This is a genomic window from Parafilimonas sp. (assembly GCF_047606085.1).
Taxonomy (GTDB): Bacteria; Bacteroidota; Bacteroidia; order Chitinophagales; family Chitinophagaceae; genus Parafilimonas.
Window position 1 is genome coordinate 1 of record NZ_JASGEX010000138.1, and the last position, 15,506, is coordinate 15,506.

The following is a 15,506-nucleotide window of genomic DNA, read 5'->3' on the forward strand; positions in this document are numbered from 1 at the left end:
CAACCTGTCCCGAACCAGCTTCGGGAGGGGAATGCCTGCCTGCCGGTGAGGCAGGTACATAGCGAGGTTCTCCCGAAGCAAGTTCGGGACAGGCATGAGACCATTGAAAAAACAAACTTGTACGAATAAAAAAGCCATTATAAAAATTATAACGGCTTTTTTATGTGCCCCAGGCGGGAATTGAACCCGCACTCGCGTTTGCGGCGAACAGGATTTTAAGTCCTGCGTGTCTACCAGTTCCACCACCAGGGCGAAAAAAAAAGTTACCAGCTATTGCTAACTAATAACTTTTTAAAAATGAGCGGAAGACCAGGCTCGAACTGGCCACCCCGACCTTGGCAAGGTCGTGCTCTACCAAATGAGCTACTTCCGCATTAATTGTAAGAACTTGTTTCCCTTTTTAACCTACTGATTTGATTGATTTTTTGGGACGGCAAAAATAGCAATCTGCCTGATACTGCAAAATATTTTTGCATTTTATTTATACTGGGGCGTATATAAAGTATTGGCTGGTACCTGCACATCAGGTTTGCCTTTATACCTGTAAGTATATAAATAATAACTCATGCCTGTAAAAAGGGCAATCAGGCAAAGCACCTGCAGGTAAAATAAGAAACGGGAAGAATTAACCCAGTTATAACCAAACTCTTTCTCTTTATATTCGGTAATTTCTGTTTCGTGTGACATGCTCTGATTTTAACCCTGCAAAAATAAGGACTGGGAATTAATATTATCCGCCCTTCTTAACAATTTCTGAAAAATGTTTTTTCTTTTTTATGAAATAAGCCCATATAAGCGATCCATTATAAACGCCCGGTATATCTTTTATTTTCTTTGAAGGAAGTTCCTGACATTTATTGCCATTCATCATCCATTTAATAACGTCTATGTGCGCCTGCAATACAGCTTTAAACGAAGCTATATCTTTCTGTAAAAGTGATTTAAATGCAAACAGCCAATCCAGCAAAATGCGCAAGGGCATTTTCCAAAATGTTTCGGGGAAAGGCAGGTTTTTAAGCGACATGATCAGGTTGTTCCGGAAATTAAGATAGGTTTTGCGATGGTTTGTTTTTGGAAGCGTGCCGCCACCCACATGATATACAACCGAGGAAGCGCAGCAATAAACCGAATAGCCTTTACGCTGCAATCGCCAGCAAAGGTCAATTTCTTCCATGTGCGCAAAAAAATACGCATCAAAACCACTCATTTCATGAAAGCATGCTGCCCTTATGCATAAAGCGGCGCCGGTAGCCCAAAATACTTTTTCATTGCTGTTGTACTGGCCGGTATCTTCTTCACAAACATCAAAAATTCTTCCCCGTGCAAATGCATAACCCATGGTATCTATCCATCCGCCGCAGGCGCCCGCATATTCAAAATATTTTTTATTATGATAAGAGAGAATCTTGGGCTGGCAGGCTGCTATGTTCTTATCCCGCTCCATCAGTTCAATCATATCTTCCATCCAGCCGGGCGTAACTTCCACGTCGGAATTTAAAAGGATATAATAATCTGATGCTACCTTTTTCAGCGCTTCATTATACCCGCCTGCAAAACCATAGTTTTTATCAAGCATAATAAGTTCTGCTGATGAAAAATTATTTTGCAGATAAACAATACTATCATCCGTGGAAGCATTATCCGCTACAATAATTCTTTTATCCGGATAAGTGGAAGCAAAAACCGAAGGCAGGAATTGTTCAAGAAAATTACGGCCGTTATAATTTAGTATCACTATTGCAACGCTGGGAAAATTCAAATGCGTTTTATTTCAAAAATAAAAGGAAAACATCCAATCAAACTGCTAAAGTTTATGCTAATAAAATTATGAGCATGTTAGTATTAAATGAACGTCATGTCGAGGTAACGAGACAACTCCCAAAATTTATGTTGCTAATAATTCAAGAGATTTCTCCTATCGTCGAAATGACGGTTCGGCCTTTCTCTATATAATATAATAGCACAACACGTTAAAGTTTAATCGGCATTATCTAAAACAAATTATAAACACATCAGTTAATTGAACCATCCGCTTGCAGATAATTACTTTTCTTTGCAGTTATGCTTTACTCAATGACCGGTTATGGCCGCGCAGAAAAAACAATTGCAGGCAGATCCTATTTAATTGAATTACGTTCTTTAAACGGCAAACAATACGATATACGGCTTACCATGCCCGCCCTGCTGAAGCCTTATGAAATTGAAATACGGAATATTTTAAATGAAGAATTGATGCGTGGCAGCATTGAATGCATCATTACCGTTTCACAGAACGGATCGGAAAAACCGGTTAGGCTGAACAAAGCCCTGATACGTGCTTATTACGAACCGGTATCAGAACTGTCTGCGGAGCTGGGATTGTCGCAGGAGAACGTATTAAGCACACTGCTGCGCATGCCCGATGTGGTAAGCGTTTCCAATGAGGTGATCCCTGAAACAGAATGGCATTTGTTTGAAGGGGTTTTGAAAGAGGTAACTACTGATTTGAACAACCACCGAAAGGAAGAAGGCAAAAGTATGGAAGACGACCTGCTGGCCAGAATTACCAATATTGAATTGCAGCAGGCTGCTGTGGCTGAACTTGAACCACTGCGCAGGATTAAAATAAAAGAAGGCCTGCAAAAAGTGCTGGAAGAACATATTGGCAAAGAAAATTATGATCCCAACCGGCTTGAGCAGGAATTGATTTATTACATTGAAAAGATTGATATAAGCGAGGAGCAAGTGCGTTTAAAAAACCACTGCGCTTATTTTAAAGAAGTGCTGAACGATAACGCTATTATAAAAGGGAAAAAATTATCGTTCATTTTACAGGAAATAGGAAGGGAGATAAACACAACGGGTTCCAAAGCTTATGATGCAGATGTGCAGAAATGTGTTGTATTAATGAAAGATGAGCTTGAAAAAGCAAAAGAGCAGATTTTAAATGTATTGTAAGTATATGAAGTACCTGAAGTTTCTAATTTTTATTGTTCCTGCTTTTTCACTCAGCGCCTGCAACACGATTGATGTATTTGAAAAAACGGCGCCCATTCCTTTACACGAATGGAGCAGCCATAACCCGCTCTCCTTTACGTTCCAGGCAAAAGACAGTATGGCTTATTACAATATTTATTTTGTTTTGCGGCATACAGAAGCCTATCATTTCAATAATATATGGATTGATTTTACCGCCACTTTTCCCGGAAAAAAACCGCAAACGCAACGGTTTAATTTACCACTTGCCAACGGCGAGGGCTGGATTGGCACTGCCATGGATGATATTGTTGAACAACGCGTATTATTGTTCAATAAGCCTTCCAAACTCGATTCCGGCGCTTATACCTTTATGGTGCGGCAGGTAATGCGCGAAGAACCGCTGGAGAATATTTTGAATGCGGGGGTGAGGGTGGAGAAAGTGGTGCGGTAATCTATCTTCACACAAATCATACACAGGATTTAAAATATGAACCGCTTTATCATATAACACCTTGGTATAATACTTGATTTCTTTAGCAATAAAAATTAAATGGCCATAGCTTTTCCGATTATAGATTGGGGAAACGGTACCAATATTTACGAAGTAAACATACGGCAATACACGCACGAAGGCACTTTTCAGGCATTCATAAAACATATTCCGCGCCTGAAAAACATGGGCATTGACATTTTGTGGCTGATGCCGGTTACACCCATCAGCGTGGAAAAAAGGCAGGGCACTTTTGGCAGCTATTATGCCGCCAGCTCTTATACCAATATTGACCCCGCTTATGGCACAGAAGATGATTTCAGGGAATTGATTTCCACAGCGCATTTTTTTGGGATGAAGGTGATTATTGACTGGGTGGCCAACCACACAGGCTATGATCATCAATGGACAAAAGAGCATTCAGACTGGTACAGGAAAGATGAACATGGAAATTTTACGGAGCTCTATGGCTGGGTTGATGTAATAGACCTGAACTATGAAATCCCTGCTTTGCGCGAAGGCATGATCGGCGCTATGAAGCACTGGATCAGAAATTTTGATATTGACGGTTTCCGTTGCGATATGGCGCGCACCGTGCCTGTTGATTTCTGGATTGAAGCGCGTGGCGAATGTGATGCGGTAAAGCCTTTGTTCTGGCTGGCTGAATGCGAAATCCTGCATTACCATGAATCATTCGACCTTACGTATGGATGGGAAGTAATGCGCGCTTTTGATAAATATTTTACAGGTAAAATAAAATTTGATGAAATAAAGCCCCTGCTGATTAATTATTCGCATTACCCGATTGGTTCAAGAAAGCTGTTATTTACATCTAATCATGATGAAAATACCTACCAGGGAACCGAATATGAAAAATATGGCGCCAGTGCAAAGGCAATGGCAGTGTTTAGCTGCACATGGCCGGGCATTCCATTAATTTATTCGGGGCAGGAAAAACCGAATTATAAGCGCCTGGAATTTTTTGAAAAGGATTTTATTGACTGGGAAGGGCCTGTGGAATTGCACGGCTTTTATAAAACATTGCTTACCATTCGGAAACGTAATAAAGCTTTGCAGGAAAGCGCTTCGGTTTTATTGTTAAATGCCAGTGAACCGGATGTATTGGCCTATTTATGCAGGCGGCGCAAAGACAGGGTACTCGTGCTAATGAATCTGGGAAAAGAAACATCCACATTTTTTATAGATCATCCTGCCCTGCCGGGAAGCTATATCAACCTTTTTTCAGGATCGGTGACAGACATAAAACGCAGAGAAACCTTTACATTTCAACCTGGCGAATATGTGGTATATCACATAACTTACAAATAATACCTGCCATCAGTGCAGGCAACCCGCCAAAACCGGCTAGCCTGGCTAACCGGTTTTGGCAAGCACTTATAACGTATAAATGCCTGTTTTGTTCCCCTTTATTCCTTTGTTTTATTTTGTTCTTCGTGAACCTCTTGCTTTTTGTTTTTTGTGCTTAATGCTGCCAGTTGCGTTTGAATATCTTCATCGTAAGGATGAGCAATCCTATGATTATCATCAGGTATTCCCAGGCCGCTTGTGGGCCAGCCTTTTGCCGCCAGGTCTCTTTCTTAGTCAGCATTAACAACAGCATATCCTTGCTGATTAATTTTATTATCCGGCATAATCCTAAATTTTTATGCCATAATTAAATGATTACAGAAATTTTAAGATTGCCTGAATCGAAGTTTTAAGATGAATTTTAGAGCTTCTCTTCAAATAATTGTATTTGTTTTTTGCCCGTTAAAAAATCCCCTGGGGTTTTAAAAACCCCGGGGATTGCAGATTTCTTAAAATTCAGGCAAAATTTTTCTTATTAGATTATTGCTGTTCCACTTCCTTTTCGCTCATCAGGTAAGCCTTTATAAAACCATCTAATTCACCGTCCATCACGGGTTGCACATTGCCCACTTCATAATCGGTGCGGTGATCTTTTATCATTTTATAGGGATGAAAAACATAGCTTCGTATCTGGCTGCCCCACTCAATTTTTTTCTTGCCGGCATTGGCTGCATTCTTTGCTTCTTCGCGTTTACGCAATTCTTCTTCATACAAACGGCTTTTCAGCATCTTTAATGCAAGCTCCCGGTTTTCGCCCTGCGTACGGCTTTGCTGGCATTCAACAATAATACCTGAAGGAATATGTTTTAGGCGAACGGCCGTTTCCACCTTGTTTACATTCTGCCCGCCCTTGCCGCCGCTGCGGTAAAATTCCCATTCCAGGTCGGCCGGGTTTACATTTATTTCAATGGTGTCATCAATCAACGGGTAAACAAATACGCTGGCGAAAGAAGTGTGCCGCCTTGCATTGCTGTCAAACGGTGAAATCCTCACCAAACGGTGCACGCCGCTTTCCGCTTTTAAAAATCCATAAGCAAAAGGCCCGTCAAATTGCAGGGTAGCCGTTTTAATGCCGGCGCCATCGCCTTCCTGAAAATCGAGCTCTGTAACTTTCCAGCCCTGCTTTTCGCCATACATGCGGTACATGCGCAACAGCATTTCTGCCCAATCCTGGCTTTCGGTGCCACCGGCGCCCGGATTTATCTGCAATACGGCGGGCAGTTCATCTTCCGGCTGGTTAAGCGTGCTTTTAAACTCCGCATCATCCAAAACTGTTACGGCGCTATCGTAAGCCTGCCTGGCTTCTTCTTCCGTAGCATCGCCTTCTTTCCAAAAATCAAACAATACGGTAAAATCTTCCACAGCCGTTTCTACCTGCTTATAGAGTTTCAGCCAATATTCGTTTGTTTTTATTTCTTTCATAATGCCGGTAGCGCGGTCGTTATCGTTCCAGAAGCCCGGCGAAAGCGAGAGCTGGCGGTCGTTCTCTATTTTTTGCATGCGGTTATCAACGTCAAAGAAACCTCCTTATCCCGGTTAAGCGGGACCGCAATTCCTGTAGTTTTTCCTGTGTCATAGGCTGCGAAGATAAGGAGCGGAAGTCAACCGTTCACCGCCGCCACCGTGCTGTGCGCTAATTGAATACTGCTTTTCTGTGCACTATGGTTTATGGACTATTGACTTCGTAATATTTTGTGTTTGGGGATTTACAAGAGAATATTATCAATCAGCCTTACGTCTTCAATAAAGGCGGCGGCAAGCACAATTATTTTTTTGCCGGTTTTAATAGTGCTTACGGGCAATAAAGTTTCCGCATCGCATATTTCTACATAATCAATTTTATCAAAGCCGCCCTGCCATATTTTTTCTTTTGCTTTCTCTTTCAGCCATTCAATATCGCCTTCGGCAATATGCTGTTTAATGTATTGTAAAGACTGATAAATAGCAGTTGCTTTAATTCGTGCATCTTCGCTTAAGCGCATGTTGCGGCTGCTCATGGCAAGGCCGTTTGCTTCCCGCGCTGTATCAACCGCCATTATGCCGGTGGAAGGATGAAAATCCTGCAGCATTTTTTTTACAACCAGGTATTGCTGGTAATCTTTTCTGCCCAAAAAAAGAATATCAGGATTTATAATGTTCAGTAACCGGTGCACCACATTGCATACGCCCTGAAAATGGCCTGGCCTGTATTTGCCTTCAAATATGTTTTCAAGATAACCCAATTCAAAATGCTGCAATTGCTCCGTGCCTTCCGGATAAATTTCGTTAACAGAAGGTAAAAACAGGATGCCGGTTTTATTTGTTTCAAGTAAAAAAATATCGTTCTCAATGGTAACAGGATACTTCTCAAAATCCTTTTCATCATTGAACTGGGTGGGATTCACAAAAATGCTGCACACAACCATATCGCAATGCTTCTTTGCTTCGGTTACCAAAGAAACATGGCCGGCATGCAAAGCGCCCATGGTAGGCACAAAGCCAATTTTCTGTTTATTGCTACGCAGTTTTTCAAGTTTGTTTTGCAGCGGGCGAACGGTTTTGAATAATATCATTGCAGGGATTTAACAGCGCTCAAATGCCTGTAAAACTTAAATTTCCAAAGCATTTCGTTAACTTTGCACTCTTATTTTTTTAGCATTAGGTAAAAACAGGTTTTTTAATGTCAACAAAGAAAAGAATTTTATTCATAGCTACAGAAATGTCTCCTTACCTGGAGCTTACAGAATTTGCTGAGATCGTTAATAAGCTTGCAATAAAATGTAATGAGAATGGGTATGAAGTGCGTTGTATCATGCCGCGTTTTGGCGTTATTAACGAAAGAAGGCACCGGCTGCATGAAGTGGTGAGGCTATCAGGCATAAATGTTTCTATTGATAACGACGATCATCCCCTGCAAATAAAAGTGGCCTCTTTGCCTAATGCACGCCTGCAGGTTTACTTTTTGGATAATGAGGACTTCTTCAGGCGCAAGTATATTTTTCATGATGAGAACGACCATTGGTTTGAAGACAACGACCTGCGCACCATATTCTTTTGTAAAGGTGCTTTGGAAACAGTAAAGAAATTTGGCTGGCCTCCTGATATTATTCATTGCAGCGGCTGGATGACGGGGCTTGTTCCCCTGTACCTGAAAACCGTGTATAAGCGCGAGCCTGTTTTCCTGCACAGCAAAGTGGTTTTCACCATCGGCCAGAATACGTTTAAAGAAAAGCTGGGCAGGCACTTCCTTGAAAAGGCCGTTATTCATGCCAACATTAAAGAAAAAGAGCTCGATCCTTATAAAGACAATAATAATACAGCTATGTTCAGGGGCGGCGCGCATTATGCCGATGCCATTACTTTTGGCGCAGAGAAAATAGATAAAAAACTCGTTGAAGAATTTGCTAAATCCCGTGGTAAAAAAATACTTCCCTACAACAAAGAATCCGATTTAACAGAGTATTTGGAATTGTATCATGAGCTTGCATCGAAGTAAAATTTCATGCATTACGCTGTCCTTGTGCCGTTTCCATCCATCACATTCGCTTAACTACGCTGCAACTGGCTGCATTACGTCAGTACCGGCAACAACCATAAAGGCAATATAAGATGTGGTGGCGCATAGCGTGCTCAACTGCCTGATAATTTTGCTGCAGAACACTATATTTGCAACTCTTAAAAAAAAATTATGCCTTATTTGTTTACGTCCGAAAGTGTTTCAGAAGGACATCCTGATAAAATTGCAGACCAGATATCTGATGCGTTGATTGATAATTTTCTTGCCTTTGATGAGAACAGCAAGGTTGCCTGTGAAACGCTGGTAACAACCGGACAGGTTATTTTGGCCGGCGAGGTAAAATCGAAGGCTTATCTTGACGTGCAGGAAATTGCCCGTAACGTTATCCGCAAAATTGGTTATACCAAAAGTGAATATATGTTTGAAGCACATTCCTGCGGTGTGCTCTCGGCAATACACGAGCAATCGCCTGATATTAACCAGGGCGTTGACAGGGCCAGTAAGGAAGACCAGGGCGCCGGCGACCAGGGAATGATGTTTGGTTATGCCATAAATGAAACAGAAGATTATATGCCTTTGGCATTAAATATTGCGCATAAACTTTTAATTGAACTGGCTGAACTGCGCCGTGAAAATAAAGATATTACCTATTTAAGGCCTGATGCAAAAAGCCAGGTTACGTTAGAATACTCTGATGATAACAAGCCGGTAAGGATTGATGCCATTGTAATATCAACCCAGCATGATGATTTTGATACAGAAGAAAACATGCTTAAGAAAATTAAGCAGGATATGCTGGAGATTCTTATACCAAGAATATTAAAGAAGAACCCTGCCTTCAAACCTTTATTTACAGATAATATTACCTATCACGTTAATCCAACCGGTAAGTTCGTAATCGGCGGCCCGCATGGTGATACAGGGTTAACAGGCAGAAAGATTATTGTTGATACGTATGGCGGCAAAGGCGCCCACGGGGGTGGTGCATTCAGCGGAAAAGACCCAAGCAAGGTTGACCGTTCTGCTGCTTATGCTACACGCCATATTGCAAAAAATCTTGTTGCAGCCGGTGTGTGCGATGAAGCGCTTGTACAGGTATCTTATGCTATTGGCGTTGCAAAGCCAACAAGCATTAATGTAAAAACATTCGGTACATCAAAAGTTAATTTAACTGATGGTGAAATAAGCAAAAAGGTGGAAAGCATTTTTGACCTTCGCCCGTACTTTATTGAACAGCGTTTAAAACTGCGTAATCCTATTTATAGCGAAACGGCAGCTTACGGTCACATGGGCCGCAAGAACGAAGTGGTTGAAAAAACATTCTCTTCACCTGAAGGCAAATCGGTTACCAAAACCGTTGAATTGTTTACCTGGGAAAAGCTGGACTATGTTGATAAAATAAAAGAAGCTTTTGGCTTATAATTCACTGAAATACATTCTTCGGATAACCAAAAGGCGGCAATTTGTAATTGCCGCCTTTTTTATGTGTGTCAGGCATGTTTAGTATCTATAGGATGTAAGTCCCGATTGAGCGTTGCAGTGCGTATCATTAGCCAGGAGCAAGGGTGCCCACTGCGAGGAGGAATCTGGCGGCAAACACTTGAGCCTGCGAACACCCGCCTGACCGGACGGGCAGGAGAACTGCATATAAGGCAGTTTTACATGGATAATGTTGCATAACAAACAAAAGTCCGACACTGCACAGAATGTAAACCTGTAAATGCAGAGGCTGCATGCGTGGAAAGAAATAAACTTACCCTGGAGAGGTCTGCCAATCAATTGTGGTTATAGAGCAGAAGTCAGCAGAGGCCATAGTAATCCGGAAACGAGCCGCACCCCAAAGAAAAGGGCACAGGCGAAAGGCTCACAGGAGGGCGTAGGACTGAATGTTAGCATGGCGAAGCAATCAGGAAATTTATAGTACAGGCGCGCAACAACCGAAACACATAAGCAAACTATCCTGGTGGGAGGATAAGCCGGAAGCTGAAAGTAAAACCTGAGAAGGAGTTGAGCCGGAATGTATAATTAATGTGCAATAACCAAAACATGATATGACAGACAATTATGATCCTTCTACAACTTATTCTTACGGGCATTAAATACCCCTATGTATTTAATTATTTTTATCCCAATACCTTAGAAAACCTATTTTACATTATAAAGGATAATCATTGCCAGATACATGTTAACGGAATTAATTTAATTGAAAGACAAAACTGAGTTTTTACATTTAAAGCAGCAGCAAATTCCCGAAATCCTGATGAAACGACTTCTTGAAAATAAATTAATCATATAGCTGCAAACAAGTTTGAAAGGTATTTTTAAGCGCTGTTCTTAAACTTAAAGGTTTCATAACTTCAATACCAGCTCCATAGCTAAGCAAAGTAGATTTCAGCTCATAATTTATAAACAGGGAAACACTTATTTCAATGCCCCCATTTTTATAATCTTTTGTTATGATTTGACCTTTATGTACAGGTTTGGTTTTAATGTATTCAACAAGTTCTTTTTTGACCTTGATAATAATATTTTGCGGTTCTTTTTGATCTTCCGGAAATGTTACGCCGATCAAATTATTGTAATAAGTTTCAGGATTAAATAAATCATTTTCCATAAACGGTTCGGAAGAATTCCTGGGTTTACCTTTTATCCTGTCAAGGCCAATATTCAGCAGTTTATTGCTTCCCGTTTCCCGGCCAATAAGATACCACCGGTTCCTGTATTCTTTAAGCATGTAGGGATGTATAACCCATTCCCTGGGCTCTTTTCCAAAGGGCTGGTAAGAAATTTTTAAAGTGCTTTTTTCATGAATGGCAGTAAATAGCTCATCAAAATATTCGCGGCCCTTAGCTTGCGTATGTTCTTCAAAAGCAATAATCGTTTTTTTATCTGCCACATTGGTATGAATTTTATTTTCCAGCCTGGTTATAATGTCTTCCAGTTCTGCGCTCAACCTGGTATCGGTAGCTTTCTTTAAAATGGCAACCGCCTTTTTCATTACTGCAATATCGTCATCGTCAACAGGTATATTTTTTAGTGAAAATTTTTCCGTGTAATAAACTTTGTTGTCCTTTTTCGTTGGCCTGTGCACAGGTGCACATTTTTTATTTTCCAGGTATGCAATGTCGTATTGGAGTGTCCGAAGTGAAATGCCAACTTCATCTTTCTCTCTAAGCTTTTTATTGAGCACAAAAAGAAATTCTTTATAATCCCGTTTTATATGGCTGTTTAAGAGTTCGTCAATTATTTCCAGCCTCAACGCTATATGCCTTCGTTCATGTGTGATTTTTTCCCTTACCATTGTCCTAACGTATTAGTATGCGTGCAATCAGGTTGCAGGCATAAATATAATATTTGCTAAAACTTAATTCTTTTTCAAATAAATGTTTTTTATACATTTACCAATACCAGTAACCTTTAATACAGAACTAACTTGAAGAAACTAAGAACATTGCTTGTAATTTTTGATAATCATATACCCGCAACAAAAATAACGGCTTTTAGGGGTGCCATTATTGAGAAGGCAGGGCGGGACAATATCCTGTTTCATAATCATTTGGGCAAGAAATCGTATGTGTACCGGTATCCGCTTATACAGTACAAATCAATTAAGCAAAAACCAGCCATTTTTTGTGTGGATGCAGGCGTAGATGAAATTCACAGGTTGTTTGAACAAAAAAGCTGGGATATACAAGTGAATGATGAAGCAGTTAAACTGGTAGTTGACCGGCTGGATTTAAAAAGTACAACGCTGAATGTGTGGGAAAAAATGTTTAATTATCAGATAAACCGGTGGCAGGCATTGAATGATAAAAACTACAAAACATTTCAATCAATTACATCTTTAAAGGAAAGGATCGCTTTCCTGGAACGTGTGCTTGCAGGCAATATACTGTCTTTTGCAAAAGGTATTGACTGGCATATTGAAAAAACAATCCGCATAGAAATAGATGAATTAAAGCAGGAAAATGTAACACGTATGAAAGACACAAAAGTATCTGCATACAATGTAAACTTCAGGTGCAATGTGTTTCTGCCTGATTATATAGGATTGGGCAAAGGGGCGAGCACTGGTTTTGGAGTGATTAAACAATTAAGAAAAAACAACAATGAAGAACAATAATTTAATATATGCCACAGCAGGCTTGCTGCATGATATTGGCAAATTTGCACAAAGGGCTGATGGATGGTATGAGAAATCAATGATGCTTTCCGAAGAATCAAAAAAGCTTGCCGGTATGCTTTGCAATACTTCACAGGCGGGCTATCCAACACATCTACATGTGTTATGGACAAATGAATTCATAAAAGTAAATGAATCAAAATTTGCCAATGCGGGCCTCAGTGGCAATATTGGGCAAAGTTCGCTCATTAACCTGGCAAGCTACCACCACAAGCCGGCTACAGCAGAACAAGCCATTATTACCCTGGCTGATCATTGGAGCAGTGGCTTGGACCGCAATACCGACAGAAGCCTTTTGCCTAACCCTGAGTATGGAAAAGATAAATTCAGGAGCACGCCCCTGGTATCTGTATTTGGCAAGCTTTCAACAGAAGTAATGCCTGGCGGCATTAAGGAGGAATTTGGCTATACGCTCCAAAAATTCAATACCGGCGAAACTATATTTCCTTTAAAAACTTCCCTCGTAAATAATAAACCCTATTACAAAAACCTGTGGGAAGAGTTTTTAAAAGAATTTAAAAATTTGCCTGATGCCAATGCTTCAAACTTTATTTTCTCTTTGCTACACCTGTTAAAAATTTACACATGGTATATACCGGCTTCAACAATGGATTATCCGGATAGCAGTTTGTTTGAGCACCTGAAAACTACTGGGGCTATCGCTCATTGCCTTGCAGCATACCGGGCTTTTAAACCAGAAGCATTTACCTTTTCCGGGAACAGGTTAAAACCCGAAAAGGATAATTATCCCCTTTTGCTTTTTTGCGGGGATATTTCGGGCATACAATCTTTCATATATAATGTTAGCAATAAAAGCGCAATGAAGGGCCTGAAAGGGCGTTCGTTTTATGTACAATTGCTTGCAGAAACCATGGCGGCCGAAGTAACAGAAGCCTGCAATGCCTCTGCCATAAATATAATTTATGCAGCAGGCGGCAAATTTTACGTGTTGCTGCCCAACACGCCGGAAATAATCAAGGAACTCGAATTATACAATTATAAACTGCAGCAAAAAATATGGGACAAGCATAAAGGCAGCCTGTCTGTAAATATGAGCTGGATTGCTTTCGGCATGCACCAGCAAAAAGGTTCTTACCTGAAAGCTTTCACAGCGGATAATAATGAGGGAATGCCTGTAGGCAAACTCTGGAAATTACTTGCAGAAAAAACATCCGAAAAAAAGAAATTTCAACATGTATTAACTGACCGTTTTAGTGAAATGTTTGAGCCAACAGGGGCAGGTGGTAATGTAAAAGTATGTGCCGTATCGGGAGAAGAGTTGCCGGATAATGCACAGCCCCTATCACAGGCAGATGAAGATGAAACGGAGATTAATTTGTACGTTTCGCAAGTAGTAAACGAGCAAATTGATTTAGGCAGGGATTTGTATGATGCAAAATACCTGGTTGAATTAATGCCCGGCCAAAAAGCGGATATTAAAATAGCATCCGGCACCGGCTGGAAATTAAATGACGATGGCTGTGAACACAATGTAAACAAATGGTTATTGGTAAACTGGCAACGGGATATAATACTCATTCCACCAGGCTCTACACATGATAAAAATGAAGGGTTAGGATTCAAGCTTTTTGGCGGTATAAGAATGGCTGCATCAAAGAATAAAATAAAAACACTGGAAGAGTTGTGTAATGAAGATAGGGATGAATTTGATAAAAGCGAAGATGAACCTGGCCGGGATTATTTAGGTGTGCTCAGGATGGATGTTGATAACCTTGGCAATCTTTTTATGAAAGGGTTTTCAAAAAAGAATAATGATGGTGAAATGGAGAACCATGCAAGTTTTTCTGCGTTGGCAACCCTGTCTGCTTTGCTCGACCAGTTTTTTAGCGGCTATCTAAACACAATAAGGGATAAGGAAGTTTATAAAAGCAATATAAACATTGTGTATGCCGGTGGCGATGATGTTTTTGCTGTTGGCAGATGGGATAAGCTAATTGATTTTGGTATTGAAATAAGAAAAGCTTTTCAGCAATTTGTTTGTGGCCGTACCGATATTTCTTTATCCGCCGGTTTAACCATTGTAAGGCCTAAATTCCCCATAGCCAAAGCCGCCGATATGAGTGGCGAAGCAGAAAGCAAAGCCAAAAATTATTCCTATAAAAAGGATGAAAAAAAATACTTAAAGAATGCCATTAACCTGTTTGGCATAAGCTTAAACTGGGAGCACGAGATGCCTTTTGTAATTGAATGTAAGAACGACCTTGTAAACTGGATTGCAAATGATAAGCTTATAAGTAAAGGTTTTTTGATGAAAATGTTTGATTACTACGAATTATTTAAACGCGGCAAACCCGGCTGGCAATGGCAAAGCGCCTACAATATTGCACGTATGGCAAAAGCAGATGATAACAAAGCAAAACGTGAATGCTACAACACCATAAAACAACTTTTATACACAAACAATTATAAAAACCAGCACACAGCAATCAGCTTTCATGCATTTATTGCGGCATGCCGTTGGGCTGAACTGGGAATTAAAAACTTAAAAAATGGCAACAATGAATGAAATAAAATATTGGCACAAAAAGAAAGACCCAAATTTAAATAAGGAATGGATTTCGAAAGGAATTACTTCCGATGCTATCAAATGGGCTGAGTTGTTTGGCCATTATCTGGCAGACGAATTTAAGCGTGATGAAACCGGCAAAGCGCAAACAAAAATGTTTAATGGTAAACTTCAGGAAATAAAAGCCACTTATCTAACCACAAGCCAACTCAGAAAATTTTTTGGAGAAGTAAGAAGAATTCAAAACATTGTAAAGACATCCGAAGACAATTCAATAAATACTACTGATATTTTGTTATTAAAGCCAAGACTTGCTTATCAGGTAGGGCGGGAAAAGGACAAAGAAGCTAAAATAAAAGACTTTTATACACAGATATCTATCGCTCTTGATACGATAGAAAATAAACAGCATTTTATGTCTTTCATAAGATTGTTGGAAGCAATTGTCGCTTATCATAAAGAAATAGAACCTAAAAAGAATTAA

13 protein-coding genes and 2 tRNA genes are annotated in these 15,506 nt (G+C 40.2%); 8 read left to right on the forward strand and 7 right to left on the reverse strand.

Annotation, left to right across the window (positions count from 1 at the left end; translation table 11 throughout):
* Positions 1-165: 165 nt before the first annotated feature.
* The 4 genes from QM629_RS12235 to QM629_RS12250 form a co-directional block, all read right to left on the reverse strand.
* Positions 166-252 (reverse strand) — tRNA-Leu (locus QM629_RS12235).
* A 48-nt stretch (positions 253-300) separates the two neighbouring features.
* A tRNA-Gly gene (locus QM629_RS12240) sits at positions 301-373 on the reverse strand.
* Between the two features lie 104 nt (positions 374-477).
* Positions 478-687: a hypothetical protein gene (locus QM629_RS12245; protein ID WP_415160162.1), complete on the reverse strand. Its 210-nt coding sequence runs from the start codon at positions 685-687 to the stop codon at positions 478-480.
* A gap of 43 nt (positions 688-730) precedes the next feature.
* A complete protein-coding gene (locus tag QM629_RS12250) occupies positions 731-1,759 on the reverse strand; it encodes a glycosyltransferase family 2 protein (RefSeq protein ID WP_415160163.1) in 1,029 nt (342 codons plus the stop codon).
* 302 nt (positions 1,760-2,061) lie between these two features.
* Here QM629_RS12250 and QM629_RS12255 point away from each other — a divergent pair, with 302 nt between their 5' ends.
* The 3 genes from QM629_RS12255 to QM629_RS12265 all read left to right on the forward strand — a co-directional run bounded on the left by QM629_RS12255 (position 2,062) and on the right by QM629_RS12265 (position 4,777).
* A complete protein-coding gene (locus tag QM629_RS12255; protein ID WP_415160164.1) occupies positions 2,062-2,937 on the forward strand; it encodes a YicC/YloC family endoribonuclease in 876 nt (291 codons plus the stop codon).
* Positions 2,938-2,941: 4 nt separating this feature from the next.
* Entirely contained in the window at positions 2,942-3,409 is a 468-nt protein-coding gene (locus tag QM629_RS12260; RefSeq protein ID WP_415160165.1) for a gliding motility lipoprotein GldH, read from the forward strand.
* A gap of 99 nt (positions 3,410-3,508) precedes the next feature.
* Positions 3,509-4,777: an alpha-amylase family glycosyl hydrolase gene (locus QM629_RS12265; protein ID WP_415160166.1), complete on the forward strand. Its 1,269-nt coding sequence runs from the start codon at positions 3,509-3,511 to the stop codon at positions 4,775-4,777.
* Positions 4,778-5,296: 519 nt separating this feature from the next.
* On the opposite strand, the gene prfB is transcribed toward QM629_RS12265, so the two are convergent.
* Both prfB and panC read right to left on the reverse strand, forming a co-directional pair.
* Positions 5,297-6,392 (reverse strand): peptide chain release factor 2 gene (gene prfB / locus QM629_RS12270; protein WP_415160167.1). Its coding sequence is split into 2 segments (ribosomal slippage): positions 5,297-6,331 and positions 6,333-6,392, totalling 1,095 coding nucleotides; the frame shifts between segments, so codons are not numbered across the junction.
* 130 nt (positions 6,393-6,522) lie between these two features.
* A complete protein-coding gene (gene panC / locus QM629_RS12275; RefSeq protein WP_415160168.1) occupies positions 6,523-7,368 on the reverse strand; it encodes a pantoate--beta-alanine ligase in 846 nt (281 codons plus the stop codon).
* Between the two features lie 107 nt (positions 7,369-7,475).
* Between panC and QM629_RS12280 the strand changes: the two genes are divergently transcribed.
* Both QM629_RS12280 and metK read left to right on the forward strand, forming a co-directional pair.
* Positions 7,476-8,291, forward strand: a complete 816-nt coding sequence (locus tag QM629_RS12280; protein ID WP_415160169.1) for a glycogen/starch synthase — start codon at positions 7,476-7,478, stop codon at positions 8,289-8,291.
* Between the two features lie 192 nt (positions 8,292-8,483).
* Complete coding sequence (gene metK / locus QM629_RS12285) at positions 8,484-9,734, forward strand: methionine adenosyltransferase (RefSeq protein ID WP_415160170.1); 1,251 nt, start codon at positions 8,484-8,486, stop codon at positions 9,732-9,734.
* Positions 9,735-10,596: 862 nt separating this feature from the next.
* Here the strand turns inward: metK and QM629_RS12290 are convergent.
* Entirely contained in the window at positions 10,597-11,613 is a 1,017-nt protein-coding gene (locus tag QM629_RS12290; RefSeq protein WP_415160171.1) for a helix-turn-helix transcriptional regulator, read from the reverse strand.
* A gap of 132 nt (positions 11,614-11,745) precedes the next feature.
* Here QM629_RS12290 and QM629_RS12295 point away from each other — a divergent pair, with 132 nt between their 5' ends.
* The 3 genes from QM629_RS12295 to csm2 are packed head-to-tail and all read left to right on the forward strand — an operon-like array spanning position 11,746 to position 15,506.
* Positions 11,746-12,435, forward strand: a complete 690-nt coding sequence (locus tag QM629_RS12295; RefSeq protein WP_415160172.1) for a CRISPR-associated endonuclease Cas6 — start codon at positions 11,746-11,748, stop codon at positions 12,433-12,435.
* Positions 12,422-15,022 carry a type III-A CRISPR-associated protein Cas10/Csm1 gene (gene cas10 / locus QM629_RS12300; protein ID WP_415160173.1) on the forward strand — a complete coding sequence of 867 codons (2,601 nt, stop codon included), beginning with the start codon at positions 12,422-12,424 and terminating at the stop codon, positions 15,020-15,022. The genes QM629_RS12295 and cas10 overlap by 14 nt, the downstream gene beginning before the upstream one ends.
* A complete protein-coding gene (gene csm2 / locus QM629_RS12305; RefSeq protein ID WP_415160174.1) occupies positions 15,006-15,506 on the forward strand; it encodes a type III-A CRISPR-associated protein Csm2 in 501 nt (166 codons plus the stop codon). Before cas10 ends, csm2 begins: the two co-directional genes overlap by 17 nt.